Below are 17,000 nucleotides of genomic sequence, written 5' to 3'. Positions count from 1 at the left end.
GCTCTTTCATGATGGACAACCCACCGTAGGGTGCGCCGCGCGCACCGCAACCTAGGCATCGGTGCGCACGGCGCACCCTACATTACATCTGGCTTTGCAGGTACTTCTCCAGCCCCAGCTTGTCGATCAACTGCAGCTGGATTTCCAGCCAGTAGGCATGATCTTCCTCGGTGTCCTTGAGCTGAGCCAGGAGGATATCCCGGCTCTGGTAATCCTGATGTTTCTCACACAATTCGATGCCCTTGCTCAGGGCCGCGCGCACTTCGTATTCAAGGGCCAGATCCAGCTTCAGCGCCTCGGGCACTGTCTGCCCGTACTTGAAAGCGTTAGGCGCCATGTCCGGCACACCTTCGAGAAAGATGATGCGCTTGAGCAGCGCATCGGCGTGCTGCGTTTCTTCTTCCATCTCGTGGTTGATGCGCTCGTAGAGCTTGGCGAAGCCCCAGTCCTCATACAGCCGCGAATGGATGAAGTACTGGTCGCGCGCGGCCAGCTCACCCTTGAGCAGGTGCTTGAGGTAATCGATGACTTCGGTATGGCCTTTCATGCCGGGCAATCCTTGTAGCGTTCGTTGGCAGAGTGCAATGCTCCTGCCTCACACCTGATTCGGTCAAGCAAAAGCACAACGCCTCCACGAGGGAGGCGTTGCGGCTTACTGACGCAGCGTGTGCGCCACTGAGGCTCAGGCCAGGTCGAAACGATCCAGATTCATCACCTTGGTCCACGCGGCGACAAAGTCATTCACCAGCTTCTCCTTACCATCGGAGCTGGCGTAGACCTCGGCATAAGCACGCAGGATCGAGTTGGAGCCGAACACCAGATCATTACGAGTAGCCGTGTACTTCACCTGTGCGTCCGCGCGGGCACGACCTTCGAAGACCTCATTGCTGTCATCGGTAGCCTTCCATACGGTGCCCATGTCCAGCAGGTTGACGAAGAAGTCGTTGGACAACACGCCGACCTTGTCGGTGAACACGCCATGCTGGCTACCGTCATGGTTGGCGCCCAGTACGCGCAGACCGCCGACCAGCGCGGTCAGCTCCGGCGCCGTAAGGGTCAGCATCTGCGCCTTGTCGATCAGCATCGTCTCGGTCGGCACGCCCAGGTTGCCCTTGCTGTAGTTACGGAAGCCATCGGCTACCGGTTCCAACACATCGAAGGATTCGACGTCCGTCTGATCCTGACGTGCATCGACACGGCCCGCGGCGAACGGTACGTCCACCGTGACACCGGCAGCCTTGGCCGCCAGCTCGACACCGACATTGCCAGCCAGGACGATGACATCGGCAAGAGATGCCTTGCCGGATGCCTGCTGGACTTCCACCAATTTCGGCAACACCTTAAGCGCACGCTGGTTGACCGCCCAATCCTTCTGCGGTGCCAATGCCAGACGCGCGCCGTTCGCGCCGCCGCGTTTGTCTCCACCGCGGAAGGTCGAGGCCGACGCCCAGGCCACGGACACCAGATCACCCACCGACAGACCGGAGGCTGCGATCTTCGCCTTCAGATCGGCGATATCGGCAGCAGTCGGGTTGTGGGTGGCAGCAGGAAGCGGGTCTTGCCAGATCAGGTCTTCTTTCGGCACTTCCGGGCCGAGGTAACGCGCTTTCGGCCCCATGTCACGGTGGGTCAGCTTGTACCAGGCGCGAGCAAAGGCATCGGCGAACGCCTGTGGATCTTCGTAGAAGCGCTTGGAAATCTTGCCGAACTCCGGGTCGAAACGCAGGCTGAGGTCGGTGGTCAGCATGGTCGGCTTGTGAAACTTACCGGCTACATGCGCATCCGGAATAATCTCCGGCGCGTCCTTGGCCACCCACTGCTTGGCACCTGCCGGCGACTTGGTCAGCTCCCATTCGAACTTGAACAGGTTCTCGAAGAAGTTGTTGCTCCACAGCGCCGGGGTTTTCGTCCAGGTGACTTCAAGGCCGCTGGAGACAGTGTCCTTGCCGAAACCGCTGCCGAAGTTGCTGGTCCAGCCCAGCCCCTGGGCTTCGATTGGCGAACCCTCAGGCTCCGGACCTTTGTGCGACTCAGGGGCAGCGCCATGACACTTACCAAAGGTGTGGCCGCCCGCAATCAAGGCGACGATCTCTTCGTCATCCATGGCCATGCGGTAGAAGGTGGCACGAATATCCTTGGCGGCCTCCAGATAATCTCCGCTGGCGTTGGGACCTTCCGGGTTCACATAGATCAGCCCCATATGGGTCGCACCGAAAGGCGCCGTAAGCTCACGCTCATCGTTGACCCGCTTGGGATCTACACCAAGCCAGGCGACTTCGGCGCCCCAGTTGACGTCCTGATCCGGTTCCCAAACATCCTCACGACCACCAGCGAAACCGAAGGTACGGAACCCCATGGACTCAAGCGCGACGTTGCCAGCCAGGATGTAAAGGTCGGCCCAGGAAATCGACTGACCGTACTTCTGCTTGATCGGCCACAGCAAGCGGCGCGATTTGTCGATATTGACGTTGTCCGGCCAGGAGTTGAGCGGAGCGAAGCGCTGCTGGCCACGACCACCACCGCCACGGCCATCGGTGGTGCGATAGGTGCCGGCCGAGTGCCAGGCCATGCGGATAAACTGCGGACCATAGTGACCGAAGTCGGCAGGCCACCAATCCTGGCTGTCGGTCATCAGCTTGACCAGATCAGCCTTCAGCGCTCTGTAGTCGAGCTTCTTGAATGCTTCGGCGTAGTTGAACTTCTCGCCCAGGGGATTGGACCGGTCGGAATGCTGATTGAGCAGGTCCACACGCAGCTGGTTCGGCCACCAATCTTTGTTGGTCGTGCCACCACCAGCAACGTGGTTGAACGGACATTTACCTTGGTTAGACATGGTTCTCTCCTTCTCCTCATCGAGTCAGCCACAACCTGTGCGACTAACGATGGGACAAGCCTAGACCCGCTTTGACGGGCGAACCAATGCATCAAGCGTAACGGCTCGATAGTTAATTTCTTTCGTAAGAAAAGGAACTCGTCTACCGCCGAGAAACAGTGATGGCGATCGTTCACGAGCGCGCAGAACAATAAATTCCAGCAACAAAAAACCGGGCCTAAGCCCGGTTCTTTGTACAGCAAACAACTTACTCGGCAGCTTCTACCGAGCCAGCGACCGGACGGTCAACCAGCTCAACATAAGCCATCGGAGCGTTGTCGCCAGCGCGGAAACCGCACTTGAGGATACGCAGGTAGCCGCCGTTACGGGTGGCGTAGCGCTTGCCCAGGTCGTTGAACAGCTTGCCGACGATGGCTTTCGAACGGGTACGGTCGAAGGCCAGACGACGGTTGGCAACGCTGTCTTCCTTGGCCAGGGTGATCAGCGGCTCGGCAACGCGACGCAGTTCCTTGGCTTTCGGCAGGGTAGTTTTGATCAGCTCATGCTCGAACAGCGAGACCGCCATGTTCTGGAACATGGCCTTGCGGTGTGCGCTGGTGCGGCTGAGGTGACGGCCACTTTTACGATGACGCATGGTTCAATTCCTTACCAAACTGTTTCGTTCGGTGATGATGACGATCAGGCAGTGGCCTTATCGTCTTTCTTCAGACTTGCCGGCGGCCAGTTGTCGAGGCGCATACCGAGGGACAGACCGCGAGAAGCCAGAACATCCTTGATTTCGGTCAGGGATTTCTTGCCCAGGTTCGGGGTTTTGAGCAGCTCTACTTCGGTACGCTGAATCAGGTCACCGATGTAGTAGATGTTCTCTGCCTTGAGGCAGTTGGCCGAACGTACGGTCAATTCCAGGTCATCGACAGGACGCAGCAGGATCGGATCGATCTCGTCTTCCTGCTCGACCACAACAGGCTCGCTGTCACCTTTGAGGTCGACGAACGCGGCCAGCTGCTGTTGCAGAATGGTCGCGGCACGACGGATAGCCTCTTCAGGGTCCAGGGTACCGTTGGTTTCCAGGTCGATAACCAGTTTGTCCAGGTTGGTGCGCTGCTCGACACGAGCGTTTTCCACCACGTAGGCAACACGACGTACCGGGCTGAACGAAGCATCCAGCTGCAAGCGACCAATGCTGCGGCTTTCGTCTTCGTCGCTCTGGCGAGCGTCGGCTGGCTCATAGCCGCGACCACGAGCTACGGTGAGCTTCATGTTCAGCGAGCCATTGGAGGCCAGGTTGGCGATTACGTGGTCGCCGTTGACGATTTCGACATCGTGATCCAGCTGAATATCGGCAGCGGTAACAACGCCCGGGCCCTTCTTGGACAGAGTCAGGGTCACTTCGTCACGGCCGTGCAGCTTGATAGCCAGACCTTTCAGGTTGAGCAGGATCTCAATGACGTCTTCCTGCACACCTTCGATCGCGGAGTACTCATGGAGTACGCCGTCGATCTCGGCCTCGACTACTGCACAGCCAGGCATGGAGGACAACAGGATGCGACGCAGCGCGTTGCCCAGGGTATGGCCGAAACCACGCTCGAGAGGCTCGAGGGTGATCTTGGCGCGGGTCGGACTGACCTCCTGCACATCGATGTGACGGGGGGTCAGGAACTCATTTACCGAAATCTGCATGGATGCACCTATTTTCTAGCCCTTACTTGGAGTAGAGCTCGACAATCAGGCTCTCGTTGATGTCAGCGGACAGATCGCCACGAGCCGGTACGTTCTTGAACACACCAGACTTCTTCTCGGCGTCTACTTCTACCCACTCAACGCGGCCGCGCTGGGCGCAGAGCTCAAGAGCCTGAGCGATGCGCAGTTGGTTCTTCGATTTCTCGCGAACAGCAACTACGTCGCCAGCTTTAACCTGGTAGGACGGTACGTTTACGGTCTGACCGTTGACGCTGATTGCTTTGTGCGAAACCAGCTGACGGGATTCGGCGCGGGTAGCACCATAGCCCATACGGTAAACCACGTTATCCAGACGGCACTCCAGCAGTTGCAGCAGGTTTTCGCCGGTGGCGCCCTTCTGGCTGGCAGCTTGCTTGTAGTAACCGCTGAACTGACGCTCCAGAACGCCGTAGATACGACGAACTTTCTGCTTCTCACGCAGCTGAGTACCGTAGTCGGATTGACGACCGCGGCGCTGACCGTGAATACCGGGAGCTGCTTCGATGTTGCACTTAGATTCAAGCGCGCGAACACCGCTCTTCAGGAAGAGGTCGGTGCCTTCACGGCGAGACAGTTTGCACTTGGGACCAATGTAACGAGCCATTTCTCACTGTCTCCTGTTTACACGCGACGCTTCTTCGGCGGACGGCACCCGTTGTGCGGGATAGGCGTCACGTCGGTGATGCTGGCGATTTTGTAGCCGCAGGCGTTCAGAGCACGCACAGCGGATTCGCGACCTGGGCCTGGACCTTTGACGTTGACGTCGAGGTTCTTCAGGCCGTACTCCAGAGCAGCCTGACCAGCGCGCTCGGCGGCGATCTGAGCAGCAAACGGAGTGGACTTACGCGAGCCGCGGAAGCCCGAACCACCGGAGGTAGCCCAGGACAGAGCGTTACCTTGACGGTCGGTAATGGTCACGATGGTGTTGTTGAAAGACGCGTGGATGTGGGCGATGCCATCAACCACCGTCTTTTTGACTTTTTTACGAGTACGAGCAGCAGGTTTTGCCATGACTAAATTCCTGTCGATTCGCGAATGCGATTACTTGCGGATCGGCTTACGCGGGCCCTTACGGGTGCGAGCGTTGGTCTTGGTGCGCTGACCGCGAACCGGCAGACCTTTACGATGACGCAGGCCGCGGTAGCAACCCAGATCCATCAAGCGCTTGATCTTCATATTCACTTCACGACGCAGGTCGCCTTCGGTATTCACCTTGGCTACTTCGCCACGCAGCTGTTCGATCTGCTCGTCCGTCAGATCCTTGATTTTCGCAGCCGGATTTACACCGGTAGCGGCACAGATTTTCTGTGCAGTGGTGCGACCAACACCAAAGATGTAGGTCAGCGAGATAACAGTGTGCTTGTTATCCGGAATGTTAACGCCTGCAATACGGGCCATTCAGTGGAACTCCAATTGACAGCTACCTACGCCCCGGAAGCCAAGAAATAGGGCGCGAGATATTAACGCTGTAAAAACAAATAATCAACCCGGCAGCGCACTAGCTGCCGGGCTTATCACGCGTGGTTCACACTCAGCCTTGGCGCTGCTTGTGACGCGGCTCTGCGCTGCAGATCACCCGCACGACACCTTCGCGACGGATAATTTTGCAGTTACGGCACAGCTTTTTCACCGATGCACGAACTTTCATTACCAACTCCTCGAACCTTACGGGTGGATCAGCGGAGCATGCCGCTGCCATAACCCTTCAGGTTGGCTTTCTTCATCAGGGAATCGTACTGGTGAGACACGAGGTGAGATTGCACTTGGGACATGAAGTCCATGACAACCACAACCACGATCAGCAACGAGGTCCCGCCAAGGTAGAACGGAACGTTAGCCGCAACCACCAGGAACTGGGGCAGCAGGCACACGGCCGTCATGTACAGAGCACCGAACATGGTCAAGCGGGTCAGAACGCCATCGATATAGCGCGCCGACTGCTCGCCCGGACGGATGCCCGGAATAAAGGCACCGGACTTCTTCAGGTTTTCCGCTACGTCTTTCGGGTTGAACATCAGCGCTGTGTAGAAGAAGCAGAAGAAGATGATCCCTGCACTAAACAGCAAAATGTTCAACGGCTGACCAGGAGCGATAGCCTGCGAAATGTCCTGCAGCCAGCCCAGACCTTCGGACTGACCGAACCAAGACCCCAGCGAGGCCGGGAACAGCAGAAGGCTGCTGGCGAAAATGGCCGGAATCACACCCGCCATGTTCACCTTCAACGGCAGGTGGCTGGTCTGCGCGGCGAAGACCTTGCGGCCCTGCTGACGCTTGGCGTAGTGCACCGCAATGCGACGCTGGCCACGCTCAATGAACACCACGAAACCGATGATCGCTACTGCAAGCAGGCCGATGGCAATCAGAGCGAAGATATTGATATCGCCCTGACGAGCAGACTCGAAAGACTGCCCGATTGCCGCCGGCAGACCGGCCACGATGCCAGCAAAAATCAGCATCGAGATACCGTTGCCGACACCACGCTCAGTGATCTGTTCGCCCAGCCACATCATGAACATCGCGCCCGCCACAAAAGTGGTGACCGCCACGAAATGGAAGCCGAAATCGATCGAGAACGCTACGCCCTGACTAGCCAGACCGACGGACATGCCGGTGGCCTGAACCAACGCCAGGACGAGTGTGCCGTAGCGGGTGTACTGGCTGATCTTGCGACGGCCAGCTTCACCTTCCTTCTTCAACTGCTCCAGCTGCGGGCTGACGGCGGTCATCAGCTGCATGATGATCGATGCCGAAATGTACGGCATGATCCCCAGTGCAAAAATGCTCATCCGCTCCAGCGCGCCGCCGGAAAACATGTTGAACAAGCTAAGAATGGTCCCCTCATTCTGCCGGAACAGATCCGCCAGTCGGTCTGGGTTGATGCCAGGAACCGGGATGTGCGCACCTATCCGGTAGACGATGATCGCCAGGAACAGGAAGCGCAGTCGAGCCCAGAGTTCGGACAACCCGCCACCTGCCAGCGCTGAGAGAGCACCTTGCTTAGCCATTTAGTCCTCGAACTTACCGCCAGCTGCTTCGATAGCCGCACGCGCACCTTTGGTGGCGGCGATACCTTTCAGGGTGACCGCACGGGTAACCTCACCGGACAGCATGACTTTAACGCGCTGTACGTGTTGGCCTACCAGGTTGGCATCCTTCAGAGCCTGCAGAGTAACGACGTCGCCTTCAACCTTGTTCAGCTCGGAGGTACGCAGTTCAGCGCGATCCATAGCCTTCAGGGAAACGAAGCCGAACTTCGGCAGACGGCGGTGCAGCGGCTGCTGACCACCCTCGAAGCCCGGAGCGATGGAGCCACCGGAGCGGGAGGTTTGACCTTTGTGACCACGGCCACCAGTCTTACCCAGACCGCTACCGATACCACGGCCCGGACGGTGCTTTTCGCGACGGGCACCCGGCGCGGAACGCAGATCGTTCAGTTGCATGATTAACCCTCCACCTTCAGCAGGTAGTAAGCCTTGTTGATCATGCCGCGGTTTTCCGGAGTATCCAGAACCTCTACGGTGTGACCGATGCGACGCAGGCCCAGGCCCTTGACGCAAGCTTTGTGATTGGCCAGACGGCCATTGGTGCTCTTGATCAGAGTCACTTTGACGGTATTAGCCATGGTTAGAGAATCTCCTCGACGCTCTTGCCACGCTTGGCCGCAACGGATTCCGGAGACTGCATGGTCTTCAGACCTTCGAAAGTGGCATGAACCACGTTCACCGGGTTAGTCGAGCCGTAGCACTTGGCCAGAACGTTCTGCACACCAGCCACTTCCAGAACGGCACGCATGGCGCCGCCGGCGATGATACCGGTACCTTCCGAAGCCGGCTGCATGTACACCTTCGAGGCGCCATGAGCGGACTTGATCGGGTACTGCAGAGTGGTGCCGTTCAGATCCACCTGGATCATGTTGCGACGCGCAGCTTCCATCGCCTTCTGGATGGCAGCCGGTACTTCACGGGACTTGCCACGGCCGAAGCCAACGCGGCCCTTGCCATCACCTACCACGGTCAGCGCGGTGAAGGTGAAGATACGGCCACCCTTGACGGTCTTGGCAACGCGGTTAACCTGAACCAGCTTCTCGATGTAGCCTTCGTCGCGCTTTTGGTCGTTATTTGCCATAACTTAGAACTCCAGCCCGCCTTCACGAGCAGCATCAGCCAGCGCCTTGACGCGGCCGTGGTACTTGAAGCCAGAACGGTCGAATGCAACCTGAGTCACACCAGCGGCTTTCGCGCGCTCAGCAACCAGCTGACCTACTTTCTTGGCGGCGTCGACGTTGCCAGTGGCGCCATCACGCAGTGCTTTGTCCAAGGTAGAGGCGCTGGCCAGAACCTTGCTGCCGTCGGCCGAGATGACCTGGGCATAGATGTGCTGCGAAGAGCGATACACGCACAGACGCACGGCTTCGAGCTCGTGCATTTTCAGGCGTGCTTTGCGAGCGCGACGCAGACGAGTAACTTTTTTGTCGGTCATTTCTCAGCCCCTTACTTCTTCTTGGCTTCTTTACGACGGACAACTTCATCCGCGTAACGAACGCCTTTGCCCTTGTACGGCTCAGGACGACGGAAGTCACGGATCTCCGCAGCCACCTGACCCACCAGTTGTTTGTCGATACCCTTGATCAGGATTTCGGTCTGGTTCGGGGTTTCGGCCACGACGCCTTCCGGCAGTTCGTAGTCGATCGGGTGGGAGAAGCCCAGAGCGAGGTTCAGCACCTGGCCTTTGGCTTGAGCTTTGTAGCCCACACCAACCAGTTGCAGCTTACGCTCGAAGCCTTGGCTGACACCGATGACCATGTTGTTCACCAGAGCGCGAGTAGTACCGGCCATGGCACGGTTCTGCTGGTCGCCGTTACGAGCAGCGAAGCGCAGTTCGCTACCTTCCTGGATCACTTCCACGGACGAGTGAACATTCAGTTCCAGAGTACCCTTGGCACCCTTCACCGAGAGCTGCTGACCGGCGAGTTTGATCTCGACACCAGCTGGCAGCGCGACGGGGTTCTTAGCAACGCGAGACATGCTTATCCCCCCCTTAGAACACGGTGCAGAGCACTTCGCCGCCGACACCGGCAGCGCGCGCAGCGCGATCCGTCATCACACCTTTGTTGGTGGAGACGATGGAAACACCGAGACCGCCACGAACCTTCGGCAGGTCATCGACGGATTTGTATTGACGAAGGCCAGGACGGCTCACGCGCTTGACTTCTTCGATGACCGGACGGCCTTCGAAGTACTTCAGCTCGATGGACAGTTGTGGCTTGGCTTCGCCATTTACTTCGTAACCCGCAATGTAACCTTCGTCTTTGAGAACTTTGGCTACAGCCACCTTCAGAGTGGAAGACGGCATGCTTACGACGGACTTTTCAGCCATCTGGGCATTACGGATACGAGTTAGCATGTCCGCTAACGGGTCCTGCATACTCATGGGCTAGACGCTCCTGATACAAATAGAACAGCCCGAAGGCTGTGGGATCATCCAAAAGCTCGGCATGGAAATACCAGGCTCAGGAGAGCCGGACATTCTAGAGACCGATCAAAAATGAAGCAAGCCCCCAAAGGGGCTTGTTCAATAAAAGGCAAAGCCGGCACAAGGCCGGCTCTGCTGACAGCTACTGCTGATTACCAGCTGGCTTTCACCAGGCCCGGTACGTCGCCACGCATGGCGGCTTCGCGCAGCTTGTTACGCGACAGACCGAACTTACGGTAAACGCCGTGCGGACGGCCGGTGATGCGGCAACGGTTACGCAGGCGCGAGGCGCTGGCGTCACGCGGCTGCTTCTGCAGGGCGACCTGCGCTTCCCAACGAGCTTCCGGAGTGGAGTTCGGGTTAACGATGATCGCTTTCAGCTCGGCACGCTTCTTGGCGTACTTGGCAACCGTTTGCTGACGCTTCAGCTCACGGTTCTTCATGCTCATTTTGGCCATGTTCCAGACTCCGATCAGTTGCGGAACGGGAAGTTGAAAGCACGCAGCAGAGCGCGGCCTTCATCATCGTTACGGGCAGTGGTAGTCAGGGTGATGTCCAGACCACGCAGCGCATCGATTTTGTCGTAATCGATTTCCGGGAAGATGATCTGCTCTTTCACGCCCATGCTGTAGTTGCCACGACCATCGAAGGACTTGGCATTCAGGCCGCGGAAGTCACGCACGCGCGGCAGGGAGATGGACAGCAGACGATCCAGGAACTCGTACATACGCTCGCGACGCAGAGTGACCTTGACGCCAATCGGCCAACCTTCACGAACCTTGAAACCTGCGATCGACTTACGGGCATGAGTCACTACGACTTTCTGACCGGTGATCTTCTCGAGGTCGGCAACCGCGTTCTCGATGACTTTCTTGTCACCGATCGCTTCGCCCAGGCCCATGTTCAGGGTGATTTTGGTGATGCGCGGAACTTCCATCACGTTCGCCAGCTTCAGTTCTTCCTTCAGCTTGGGCGCGATTTCCTTCCGGTAAATCTCTTTCAGTCGTGCCATGGTGTTCTACCTATGATTCTCAAGCGCCAACCGGCTTTTGGGTGGACTTGAAGACACGAATTTTTTTGCCGTCTTCGATCTTGAAGCCAACGCGATCAGCCTTGTTGGTTTCAGAGTTGAAGATGGCAACGTTGGAAGCGTGCAGCGGCGCTTCTTTCTCGACGATACCGCCTTGAACGCCCGACATCGGGTTCGGCTTGGTGTGGCGCTTCACCAGGTTGATGCCGCCAACGACCAGACGGTCGTCAGCGAGAACCTTGAGCACCTTACCGCGCTTACCTTTGTCTTTGCCGGCGATCACGATGATCTCGTCGTCACGACGAATCTTTTGCATGTCGGATCTCCTTAAAGCACTTCAGGGGCGAGCGAGACGATCTTCATGAACTTCTCGGAACGCAGTTCACGGGTCACTGGCCCGAAGATACGGGTACCGATCGGCTCTTGCTTGTTGTTCAGCAGAACAGCAGCGTTGCCGTCGAAGCGGATGATCGAACCGTCGGCACGGCGAACGCCGTGACGGGTACGAACGACCACTGCGGTCATGACCTGACCTTTCTTCACTTTGCCGCGCGGAATTGCTTCCTTGACGGTGACCTTGATGATGTCGCCGATGCCGGCGTAGCGACGATGCGAGCCGCCCAGCACCTTGATGCACATGACACGACGTGCGCCACTGTTGTCAGCCACATCGAGCATGGATTGAGTCTGAATCATAAAATTTCTCCGACCCTTAGCTCTTAGACTTCTACGGCGCGTTCAACGACTTCAACCAGAGCCCAGGACTTGGTCTTGGACTGCGGGCGGGTTTCACGGATGGAAACCTTGTCGCCGATCTTGCACTGGTTGGATTCGTCGTGAGCGTGCAGCTTGGTCGAACGCTTGACGTATTTACCGTAGATCGGGTGCTTAACGCGACGCTCGATCAGAACGGTGATGGTCTTGTCCATCTTGTCGCTGACAACACGGCCGGTCAGCGTACGGACTGCTTTTTCAACTTCGGCCATGATTACTTACCTGCCTGCTGGCTGAGGACAGTCTTAACGCGAGCGATGTCGCGCTTCACTTGCGAGAGCAGGTGCGACTGCCCCAGCTGGCCAGTTGCCTTCTGCATACGCAGATTGAACTGGTCGCGCAGCAGCTCGAGCAGTTGCTCGTTCAGCTGCTGTGCGCTTTTTTCACGAAGTTCGGTCGCTTTCATCACATCACCGTCCGCTTAACAAAGGTGGTGGCGAGCGGCAGCTTTGCAGCAGCCAGGGCGAAAGCCTCGCGCGCCAGCTCTTCGGATACGCCTTCGATCTCGTACAGGACTTTGCCTGGCTGGATCTGGGCTACCCAGTATTCAACGCCACCCTTACCTTTACCCATCCGCACTTCGAGAGGCTTCTTGGTAACCGGCTTGTCCGGGAAGACGCGGATCCAGATCTTGCCGCCACGTTTTACGTGACGAGTCAGAGCACGACGAGCGGACTCGATCTGACGAGCGGTGAGACGACCGCGGGCGACAGACTTCAGCGCGAACTCGCCGAAGCTGACTTTGCTACCGCGCTGAGCCAGACCACGGTTGTGGCCGGTCATCTGCTTGCGGAACTTCGTACGCTTTGGTTGCAACATGATGCGTACTCCTTATTTCTTAGCAGCTTTACGAGGCGCAGGCGCTTGCGGCTTCAGCTCTTCAGTGCGGCCACCAATGACCTCACCCTTGAAGATCCAAACCTTGACGCCGATCACACCGTAAGTGGTGTGCGCTTCGTAGGTGGCGTAATCGATATCGGCACGCAGGGTGTGCAGAGGCACACGACCTTCGCGATACCACTCGGTACGGGCAATTTCAGCGCCGCCAAGACGACCACTCACCTGGATCTTGATGCCCTTGGCACCAATACGCATGGCGTTCTGTACAGCGCGCTTCATGGCGCGACGGAACATAACGCGACGCTCCAGCTGCTGAGCTACGCTCTGCGCAACCAGCATACCGTCGAGCTCCGGCTTGCGGATCTCTTCGATGTTGATGTGCACCGGCACACCCATTTGCTTGGTCAGGTCCTGACGCAGCTTCTCAACATCTTCACCTTTCTTGCCGATCACGATGCCGGGACGAGCGGTGTGGATGGTGATGCGTGCGGTTTGAGCCGGACGAGCGATGTCGATACGGCTAACGGACGCGCTTTTTAGTTTGTCTTGCAGGTATGCACGAACCTTCAGGTCGGCATTCAGATAGTCGGCGTAATTGCGACCGTCTGCGTACCAGACCGAGGTGTGATCCTTGACGATTCCCAGGCGGATGCCAACGGGATGTACTTTCTGACCCATCTGATCGACTCCGTTACTTGTCCGCAACCTTGACAGTGATATGGCAAGACCGCTTGACGATGCGATCAGCACGGCCTTTGGCACGCGGCATGATGCGCTTAAGCGAACGCCCTTCGTTGACGAAAACGGTGCTGACCTTCAGGTCATCAACGTCTGCGCCTTCGTTGTGCTCGGCGTTGGCAACGGCCGACTCCAGCACTTTCTTCATGATCTCGGCGGCTTTCTTGCTGCTGAAAGCCAGCAGGTTGAGCGCTTCGCCCACCTTCTTCCCGCGGATCTGGTCGGCGACCAGGCGAGCTTTCTGGGCGGAGATGCGAGCGCCCGACAACTTAGCGGCTACTTCCATTTCCAAACCCCTTAACGCTTGCCTTTCTTGTCGGCAACGTGACCACGATAGGTACGAGTACCGGCAAATTCGCCCAGTTTATGGCCGACCATGTCTTCGTTCACGAGAACAGGGACATGCTGACGACCGTTATGCACGGCGATGGTCAAACCGACCATCTGCGGCAGGATCATGGAACGACGCGACCAGGTTTTAACCGGCTTGCGATCGTTCTTTTCCACCGCCGCTTCGACCTTCTTCAGTAGGTGAAGATCGATAAAAGGACCTTTTTTCAGAGAACGTGGCACTGTCGTATCCCTCTATTTACTTGCGACGACGGACGATCATGTTGTCGGTGCGCTTGTTAGCACGGGTCTTCGCGCCCTTGGTCGGGAAGCCCCATGGCGACACCGGATGACGACCACCGGAGGTACGACCTTCACCACCACCGTGCGGGTGATCAACCGGGTTCATGGCAACACCACGAACGGTCGGACGAACACCACGCCAGCGCTTGGCACCAGCCTTACCCAGCGAACGCAGGCTGTGCTCGGAGTTCGAGACTTCGCCCAGGGTCGCACGGCATTCAGCCAGGACTTTGCGCATTTCGCCGGAGCGCAGACGCAGAGTCACATAAGCACCTTCACGCGCGATCAGCTGAGCGGAAGCACCAGCGGAACGAGCGATCTGCGCACCTTTACCCGGCTTCAGCTCGATACCGTGAACGGTCGAACCCACCGGAATGTTGCGCAGCTGCAGGCTGTTACCGGCCTTGATCGGAGCCATGATGCCCGCGACCAGTTGATCGCCAGCTACAACGCCTTTCGGGGCGATGATGTAGCGACGCTCACCGTCGGCATACTTCAGCAGAGCGATGTGAGCAGTACGGTTCGGATCGTATTCCACGCGCTCGACAGTGGCAGGAATGCCATCTTTGTCGTTGCGACGGAAGTCGACCAGACGATAGTGCTGCTTGTGACCACCACCAACGTGACGAGTGGTGATACGGCCGTTGTTGTTACGACCACCGGACTTCGACTTCTTCTCGAGCAGCGGAGCGTGCGGAGCGCCTTTGTGCAGCCCCTGATTGACCACCTTGACCACAAAACGGCGGCCAGCGGAAGTCGGTTTGCATTTAACGATTGCCATGATGCACCCCTTCCTTACTCAGCACTGCTGGTGAAATCGAGATCTTGGCCCGGCTGAAGGGAGATAACTGCCTTCTTCCAGTCGTTACGCTTGCCCAGACCGCGAGCGGTGCGCTTGCTCTTGCCCAGAACGTTCTGGGTAGTAACGCGCTCAACCTTCACGTTGAACAGGCTTTCGACGGCCCTCTTGATTTCCAGCTTGGTCGCATCGGTAGCGACTTTGAAAACGAACTGACCTTGCTTGTCAGCCAGAACCGTGGCCTTCTCGGAGATGTGCGGGCCAAGCAGCACTTTGAATACGCGTTCCTGGTTCATCCCAGCAGCTCCTCGAATTTCTTCACGGCCGAAACAGTGACCAGCACTTTTTCGTACGCGATCAGGCTGACCGGATCGGAACCCTGAACGTCACGTACATCAACGTGCGGCAGGTTGCGAGCAGCCAGGTACAGATTCTGATCGACCGCGTCGGATACGATCAGCACGTCGTTCAGACCCAGGCCATTCAGCTTGCTCAGCAGAGCCTTGGTTTTCGGAGCTTCGACAGCGAAGTCTTCAACCACTACCAGACGGTCAGTACGAACCAGCTCAGCAAGGATGGAGCGCAGAGCAGCGCGGTACATCTTCTTGTTCAGCTTCTGATCATGGTTACGGGTGGACGCTGCGAAGGTCACACCACCGCCACGCCAGATCGGACCACGAGTGGTACCCGCACGAGCACGACCGGTGCCCTTCTGACGCCACGGGCGCTTGCCGCCACCGGACACGTCGGAACGGGACTTCTGGCCTTTGGTGCCCTGACGGCCGCCGGCCATGTAGGCCACGACTGCTTGGTGAACCAGGGTCTCGTTGAACTCGCCACCGAAGGTCGCTTCGGACACTTCGATCGCCTGAGCGCCATTTACATTCAATTGCATCTCAGATTCTCCCCTTACGCCTTGGCAGCCGGACGAACGATAACGTCGCCGCCAGTAGCGCCCGGAACGGCACCCTTGACCAGCAGCAGGTTACGCTCGGCGTCTACGCGAACAACTTCGAGGGACTGCACGGTCACGCGCTCTGCGCCCATATGACCGGACATCTTCTTGCCCTTGAATACACGACCCGGGGTCTGGCACTGACCGATGGAACCCGGCACACGGTGAGAAACGGAGTTACCGTGGGTGTTGTCCTGGCCGCGGAAGTTCCAACGCTTGATGGTACCGGCGAAGCCTTTACCTTTGGACTGACCGGTCACATCGACCAGTTGACCAGCTTGGAAAATTTCAGCGTTGATCAGATCGCCAGCCTGGTAGTCGCCTTCTTCAAGACGGAACTCCAGAACGGTACGACCTGCCGCGACGTTCGCCTTGGCGAAGTGGCCAGCCTGAGCCTTGCTAACACGCGAAGCACGACGCTCACCGACAGTGACTTGCACTGCACGATAGCCATCAGACTCCTCGCTTTTGAACTGGGTGACGCGATTCGGCTCGATCTCAATGACCGTGACCGGAATGGAGACACCTTCTTCGGTGAAAATACGGGTCATGCCCGCTTTTCGACCGACTACACCAATAGTCATGTTTAAAACCTCATGAGTGTACGGGGCTTTCACCCGCTATGGCCGCCCATTTCAGAGCGTTACACGACTAAAACCGCCAGGTTTTAGCCGAGGCTGATCTGCACTTCCACGCCTGCCGCAAGGTCGAGCTTCATCAGCGCATCAACGGTTTTATCCGTCGGCTGGACGATGTCCAGAACACGCTTATGAGTGCGGATTTCGTACTGATCACGCGCGTCTTTGTTGACGTGCGGGGAGATCAGAACGGTATACCGCTCCTTACGAGTAGGCAGAGGAATCGGACCACGCACCTGAGCACCAGTACGTTTCGCGGTTTCCACGATTTCCTGGGTAGATTGATCGATCAGGCGATGGTCAAAAGCCTTCAACCGAATACGGATTTGTTGGTTTTGCATTTTGACCTCAGATTCCAAGCTGCTAATCCCCACAGACGGACTACGCCCGCTCGAGGGAGGCGCAATTGTACGGATGCCCCCTGAGGGTGTCAACTTTTAACCAATTCCCAAAAAATCACCGGGAGTTATTTTTGACGTCGCCCCACGACGGCCCGAAGGGTCGCCCGCCACGGATGGCGGCGACAAAAGAAAAGGGCCCCGAAGGGCCCTTTCTCTGCAGCGGATCTT

At 57.7% G+C, this 17,000-nt stretch carries 30 protein-coding genes; all 30 read right to left on the bottom strand.

Going from position 1 to position 17,000, the window contains the following annotated elements:
• Positions 1-82: 82 nt before the first annotated feature.
• The 30 genes from bfr to rpsJ all read right to left on the bottom strand — a co-directional run bounded on the left by bfr (position 83) and on the right by rpsJ (position 16,772).
• Positions 83-547: a bacterioferritin gene (gene bfr, locus ACJRW5_RS16815; RefSeq protein ID WP_484571632.1), complete on the bottom strand. Its 465-nt coding sequence runs from the start codon at positions 545-547 to the stop codon at positions 83-85.
• A 135-nt stretch (positions 548-682) separates the two neighbouring features.
• The gene (gene katG / locus ACJRW5_RS16810; protein WP_484571631.1) at positions 683-2,833 is read right to left on the bottom strand and encodes a catalase/peroxidase HPI; all 2,151 of its coding nucleotides are present in this window, start codon (positions 2,831-2,833) and stop codon (positions 683-685) included.
• A gap of 247 nt (positions 2,834-3,080) precedes the next feature.
• Complete coding sequence (gene rplQ, locus ACJRW5_RS16805) at positions 3,081-3,467, bottom strand: 50S ribosomal protein L17 (RefSeq protein WP_037055738.1); 387 nt, start codon at positions 3,465-3,467, stop codon at positions 3,081-3,083.
• 44 nt (positions 3,468-3,511) lie between these two features.
• Complete coding sequence (locus tag ACJRW5_RS16800) at positions 3,512-4,513, bottom strand: DNA-directed RNA polymerase subunit alpha (RefSeq protein WP_037055733.1); 1,002 nt, start codon at positions 4,511-4,513, stop codon at positions 3,512-3,514.
• A gap of 22 nt (positions 4,514-4,535) precedes the next feature.
• Positions 4,536-5,156, bottom strand: coding sequence for a 30S ribosomal protein S4 (rpsD, locus tag ACJRW5_RS16795; protein ID WP_061240720.1), 621 nt, complete (start codon positions 5,154-5,156; stop codon positions 4,536-4,538).
• A 17-nt stretch (positions 5,157-5,173) separates the two neighbouring features.
• Entirely contained in the window at positions 5,174-5,563 is a 390-nt protein-coding gene (gene rpsK / locus ACJRW5_RS16790; RefSeq protein WP_003243933.1) for a 30S ribosomal protein S11, read from the bottom strand.
• A gap of 30 nt (positions 5,564-5,593) precedes the next feature.
• A complete protein-coding gene (gene rpsM, locus ACJRW5_RS16785) occupies positions 5,594-5,950 on the bottom strand; it encodes a 30S ribosomal protein S13 (protein ID WP_003463275.1) in 357 nt (118 codons plus the stop codon).
• A gap of 133 nt (positions 5,951-6,083) precedes the next feature.
• Positions 6,084-6,200 (bottom strand): 50S ribosomal protein L36, encoded by a 117-nt coding sequence (gene rpmJ / locus ACJRW5_RS16780; protein ID WP_002555468.1) that lies wholly within the window; start codon positions 6,198-6,200, stop codon positions 6,084-6,086.
• Positions 6,201-6,228: 28 nt separating this feature from the next.
• Complete coding sequence (gene secY / locus ACJRW5_RS16775) at positions 6,229-7,557, bottom strand: preprotein translocase subunit SecY (RefSeq protein ID WP_484571630.1); 1,329 nt, start codon at positions 7,555-7,557, stop codon at positions 6,229-6,231.
• A complete protein-coding gene (gene rplO / locus ACJRW5_RS16770) occupies positions 7,558-7,992 on the bottom strand; it encodes a 50S ribosomal protein L15 (protein WP_037055727.1) in 435 nt (144 codons plus the stop codon).
• A 2-nt stretch (positions 7,993-7,994) separates the two neighbouring features.
• On the bottom strand, positions 7,995-8,174 hold the full coding sequence (gene rpmD, locus ACJRW5_RS16765) for a 50S ribosomal protein L30 (protein ID WP_003243922.1): 180 nt from the start codon (positions 8,172-8,174) through the stop codon (positions 7,995-7,997).
• 2 nt (positions 8,175-8,176) lie between these two features.
• Positions 8,177-8,677 (bottom strand): 30S ribosomal protein S5, encoded by a 501-nt coding sequence (gene rpsE, locus ACJRW5_RS16760; protein ID WP_484571629.1) that lies wholly within the window; start codon positions 8,675-8,677, stop codon positions 8,177-8,179.
• Between the two features lie 3 nt (positions 8,678-8,680).
• On the bottom strand, positions 8,681-9,031 hold the full coding sequence (rplR, locus tag ACJRW5_RS16755) for a 50S ribosomal protein L18 (protein WP_003243919.1): 351 nt from the start codon (positions 9,029-9,031) through the stop codon (positions 8,681-8,683).
• Between the two features lie 11 nt (positions 9,032-9,042).
• Positions 9,043-9,576: a 50S ribosomal protein L6 gene (gene rplF, locus ACJRW5_RS16750; protein ID WP_037055721.1), complete on the bottom strand. Its 534-nt coding sequence runs from the start codon at positions 9,574-9,576 to the stop codon at positions 9,043-9,045.
• A 13-nt stretch (positions 9,577-9,589) separates the two neighbouring features.
• Complete coding sequence (gene rpsH, locus ACJRW5_RS16745) at positions 9,590-9,982, bottom strand: 30S ribosomal protein S8 (protein WP_003243915.1); 393 nt, start codon at positions 9,980-9,982, stop codon at positions 9,590-9,592.
• Positions 9,983-10,176: 194 nt separating this feature from the next.
• Entirely contained in the window at positions 10,177-10,482 is a 306-nt protein-coding gene (gene rpsN / locus ACJRW5_RS16740; RefSeq protein ID WP_037055718.1) for a 30S ribosomal protein S14, read from the bottom strand.
• Positions 10,483-10,496: 14 nt separating this feature from the next.
• On the bottom strand, positions 10,497-11,036 hold the full coding sequence (gene rplE, locus ACJRW5_RS16735; protein WP_003243911.1) for a 50S ribosomal protein L5: 540 nt from the start codon (positions 11,034-11,036) through the stop codon (positions 10,497-10,499).
• A 19-nt stretch (positions 11,037-11,055) separates the two neighbouring features.
• Positions 11,056-11,370 (bottom strand): 50S ribosomal protein L24, encoded by a 315-nt coding sequence (gene rplX, locus ACJRW5_RS16730; RefSeq protein WP_003243909.1) that lies wholly within the window; start codon positions 11,368-11,370, stop codon positions 11,056-11,058.
• Positions 11,371-11,381: 11 nt separating this feature from the next.
• The gene (rplN, locus tag ACJRW5_RS16725) at positions 11,382-11,750 is read right to left on the bottom strand and encodes a 50S ribosomal protein L14 (RefSeq protein ID WP_003243907.1); all 369 of its coding nucleotides are present in this window, start codon (positions 11,748-11,750) and stop codon (positions 11,382-11,384) included.
• A 23-nt stretch (positions 11,751-11,773) separates the two neighbouring features.
• Positions 11,774-12,040, bottom strand: coding sequence for a 30S ribosomal protein S17 (rpsQ, locus tag ACJRW5_RS16720; RefSeq protein WP_484571628.1), 267 nt, complete (start codon positions 12,038-12,040; stop codon positions 11,774-11,776).
• A gap of 2 nt (positions 12,041-12,042) precedes the next feature.
• Positions 12,043-12,234 (bottom strand): 50S ribosomal protein L29, encoded by a 192-nt coding sequence (gene rpmC / locus ACJRW5_RS16715; protein ID WP_003243902.1) that lies wholly within the window; start codon positions 12,232-12,234, stop codon positions 12,043-12,045.
• On the bottom strand, positions 12,234-12,647 hold the full coding sequence (rplP, locus tag ACJRW5_RS16710) for a 50S ribosomal protein L16 (protein WP_003243901.1): 414 nt from the start codon (positions 12,645-12,647) through the stop codon (positions 12,234-12,236). The genes rpmC and rplP overlap by 1 nt, the downstream gene beginning before the upstream one ends.
• A 12-nt stretch (positions 12,648-12,659) precedes the next feature.
• Positions 12,660-13,346: a 30S ribosomal protein S3 gene (gene rpsC, locus ACJRW5_RS16705; protein WP_003243898.1), complete on the bottom strand. Its 687-nt coding sequence runs from the start codon at positions 13,344-13,346 to the stop codon at positions 12,660-12,662.
• A 13-nt stretch (positions 13,347-13,359) separates the two neighbouring features.
• Positions 13,360-13,692: a 50S ribosomal protein L22 gene (gene rplV, locus ACJRW5_RS16700; RefSeq protein ID WP_003103908.1), complete on the bottom strand. Its 333-nt coding sequence runs from the start codon at positions 13,690-13,692 to the stop codon at positions 13,360-13,362.
• 11 nt (positions 13,693-13,703) lie between these two features.
• Positions 13,704-13,979, bottom strand: coding sequence for a 30S ribosomal protein S19 (gene rpsS / locus ACJRW5_RS16695; RefSeq protein ID WP_003243896.1), 276 nt, complete (start codon positions 13,977-13,979; stop codon positions 13,704-13,706).
• Positions 13,980-13,995: 16 nt separating this feature from the next.
• Positions 13,996-14,820: a 50S ribosomal protein L2 gene (gene rplB, locus ACJRW5_RS16690; RefSeq protein ID WP_484571627.1), complete on the bottom strand. Its 825-nt coding sequence runs from the start codon at positions 14,818-14,820 to the stop codon at positions 13,996-13,998.
• A 14-nt stretch (positions 14,821-14,834) separates the two neighbouring features.
• Positions 14,835-15,134: a 50S ribosomal protein L23 gene (rplW, locus tag ACJRW5_RS16685; protein WP_484571626.1), complete on the bottom strand. Its 300-nt coding sequence runs from the start codon at positions 15,132-15,134 to the stop codon at positions 14,835-14,837.
• Complete coding sequence (gene rplD / locus ACJRW5_RS16680) at positions 15,131-15,733, bottom strand: 50S ribosomal protein L4 (protein ID WP_037055711.1); 603 nt, start codon at positions 15,731-15,733, stop codon at positions 15,131-15,133. Before rplD ends, rplW begins: the two co-directional genes overlap by 4 nt.
• Before the next feature lie 14 nt (positions 15,734-15,747).
• On the bottom strand, positions 15,748-16,377 hold the full coding sequence (rplC, locus tag ACJRW5_RS16675) for a 50S ribosomal protein L3 (protein ID WP_484571625.1): 630 nt from the start codon (positions 16,375-16,377) through the stop codon (positions 15,748-15,750).
• A gap of 83 nt (positions 16,378-16,460) precedes the next feature.
• Positions 16,461-16,772 carry a 30S ribosomal protein S10 gene (gene rpsJ / locus ACJRW5_RS16670; protein WP_003243886.1) on the bottom strand — a complete coding sequence of 104 codons (312 nt, stop codon included), beginning with the start codon at positions 16,770-16,772 and terminating at the stop codon, positions 16,461-16,463.
• Positions 16,773-17,000: the final 228 nt, after the last annotated feature.

The organism is Pseudomonas pichavaramensis (assembly GCF_050473265.1).
Classification (GTDB): Bacteria; Pseudomonadota; Gammaproteobacteria; order Pseudomonadales; family Pseudomonadaceae; genus Aquipseudomonas.
Note: the sequence above shows the minus strand (reverse complement) of the source record. Positions and strands in the feature narration are given on the sequence as shown.

Excerpts from the sequence above, each read along its gene's own strand:
- bfr (WP_484571632.1), bottom strand. The coding sequence starts at position 547 with ATGAAAGGCCATACCGAAGTCATCGATTACCTCAAGCACCTGCTCAAG.
- katG (WP_484571631.1), bottom strand. The coding sequence starts at position 2,833 with ATGTCTAACCAAGGTAAATGTCCGTTCAACCACGTTGCTGGTGGTGGC.
- rplQ (WP_037055738.1), bottom strand. The coding sequence starts at position 3,467 with ATGCGTCATCGTAAAAGTGGCCGTCACCTCAGCCGCACCAGCGCACAC.
- ACJRW5_RS16800 (WP_037055733.1), bottom strand. The coding sequence starts at position 4,513 with ATGCAGATTTCGGTAAATGAGTTCCTGACCCCCCGTCACATCGATGTG.
- rpsD (WP_061240720.1), bottom strand. The coding sequence starts at position 5,156 with ATGGCTCGTTACATTGGTCCCAAGTGCAAACTGTCTCGCCGTGAAGGC.
- rpsK (WP_003243933.1), bottom strand. The coding sequence starts at position 5,563 with ATGGCAAAACCTGCTGCTCGTACTCGTAAAAAAGTCAAAAAGACGGTG.
- rpsM (WP_003463275.1), bottom strand. The coding sequence starts at position 5,950 with ATGGCCCGTATTGCAGGCGTTAACATTCCGGATAACAAGCACACTGTT.
- rpmJ (WP_002555468.1), bottom strand. The coding sequence starts at position 6,200 with ATGAAAGTTCGTGCATCGGTGAAAAAGCTGTGCCGTAACTGCAAAATT.
- secY (WP_484571630.1), bottom strand. The coding sequence starts at position 7,557 with ATGGCTAAGCAAGGTGCTCTCTCAGCGCTGGCAGGTGGCGGGTTGTCC.
- rplO (WP_037055727.1), bottom strand. The coding sequence starts at position 7,992 with ATGCAACTGAACGATCTGCGTTCCGCGCCGGGTGCCCGTCGCGAAAAG.
- rpmD (WP_003243922.1), bottom strand. The coding sequence starts at position 8,174 with ATGGCTAATACCGTCAAAGTGACTCTGATCAAGAGCACCAATGGCCGT.
- rpsE (WP_484571629.1), bottom strand. The coding sequence starts at position 8,677 with ATGGCAAATAACGACCAAAAGCGCGACGAAGGCTACATCGAGAAGCTG.
- rplR (WP_003243919.1), bottom strand. The coding sequence starts at position 9,031 with ATGACCGACAAAAAAGTTACTCGTCTGCGTCGCGCTCGCAAAGCACGC.
- rplF (WP_037055721.1), bottom strand. The coding sequence starts at position 9,576 with ATGTCTCGCGTTGCTAAGAACCCCGTCGCGCTGCCAGCTGGTGTCGAG.
- rpsH (WP_003243915.1), bottom strand. The coding sequence starts at position 9,982 with ATGAGTATGCAGGACCCGTTAGCGGACATGCTAACTCGTATCCGTAAT.
- rpsN (WP_037055718.1), bottom strand. The coding sequence starts at position 10,482 with ATGGCCAAAATGAGCATGAAGAACCGTGAGCTGAAGCGTCAGCAAACG.
- rplE (WP_003243911.1), bottom strand. The coding sequence starts at position 11,036 with ATGGCACGACTGAAAGAGATTTACCGGAAGGAAATCGCGCCCAAGCTG.
- rplX (WP_003243909.1), bottom strand. The coding sequence starts at position 11,370 with ATGCAAAAGATTCGTCGTGACGACGAGATCATCGTGATCGCCGGCAAA.
- rplN (WP_003243907.1), bottom strand. The coding sequence starts at position 11,750 with ATGATTCAGACTCAATCCATGCTCGATGTGGCTGACAACAGTGGCGCA.
- rpsQ (WP_484571628.1), bottom strand. The coding sequence starts at position 12,040 with ATGGCCGAAGTTGAAAAAGCAGTCCGTACGCTGACCGGCCGTGTTGTC.
- rpmC (WP_003243902.1), bottom strand. The coding sequence starts at position 12,234 with ATGAAAGCGACCGAACTTCGTGAAAAAAGCGCACAGCAGCTGAACGAG.
- rplP (WP_003243901.1), bottom strand. The coding sequence starts at position 12,647 with ATGTTGCAACCAAAGCGTACGAAGTTCCGCAAGCAGATGACCGGCCAC.
- rpsC (WP_003243898.1), bottom strand. The coding sequence starts at position 13,346 with ATGGGTCAGAAAGTACATCCCGTTGGCATCCGCCTGGGAATCGTCAAG.
- rplV (WP_003103908.1), bottom strand. The coding sequence starts at position 13,692 with ATGGAAGTAGCCGCTAAGTTGTCGGGCGCTCGCATCTCCGCCCAGAAA.
- rplB (WP_484571627.1), bottom strand. The coding sequence starts at position 14,820 with ATGGCAATCGTTAAATGCAAACCGACTTCCGCTGGCCGCCGTTTTGTG.
- rplW (WP_484571626.1), bottom strand. The coding sequence starts at position 15,134 with ATGAACCAGGAACGCGTATTCAAAGTGCTGCTTGGCCCGCACATCTCC.
- rplD (WP_037055711.1), bottom strand. The coding sequence starts at position 15,733 with ATGCAATTGAATGTAAATGGCGCTCAGGCGATCGAAGTGTCCGAAGCG.
- rplC (WP_484571625.1), bottom strand. The coding sequence starts at position 16,377 with ATGACTATTGGTGTAGTCGGTCGAAAAGCGGGCATGACCCGTATTTTC.
- rpsJ (WP_003243886.1), bottom strand. The coding sequence starts at position 16,772 with ATGCAAAACCAACAAATCCGTATTCGGTTGAAGGCTTTTGACCATCGC.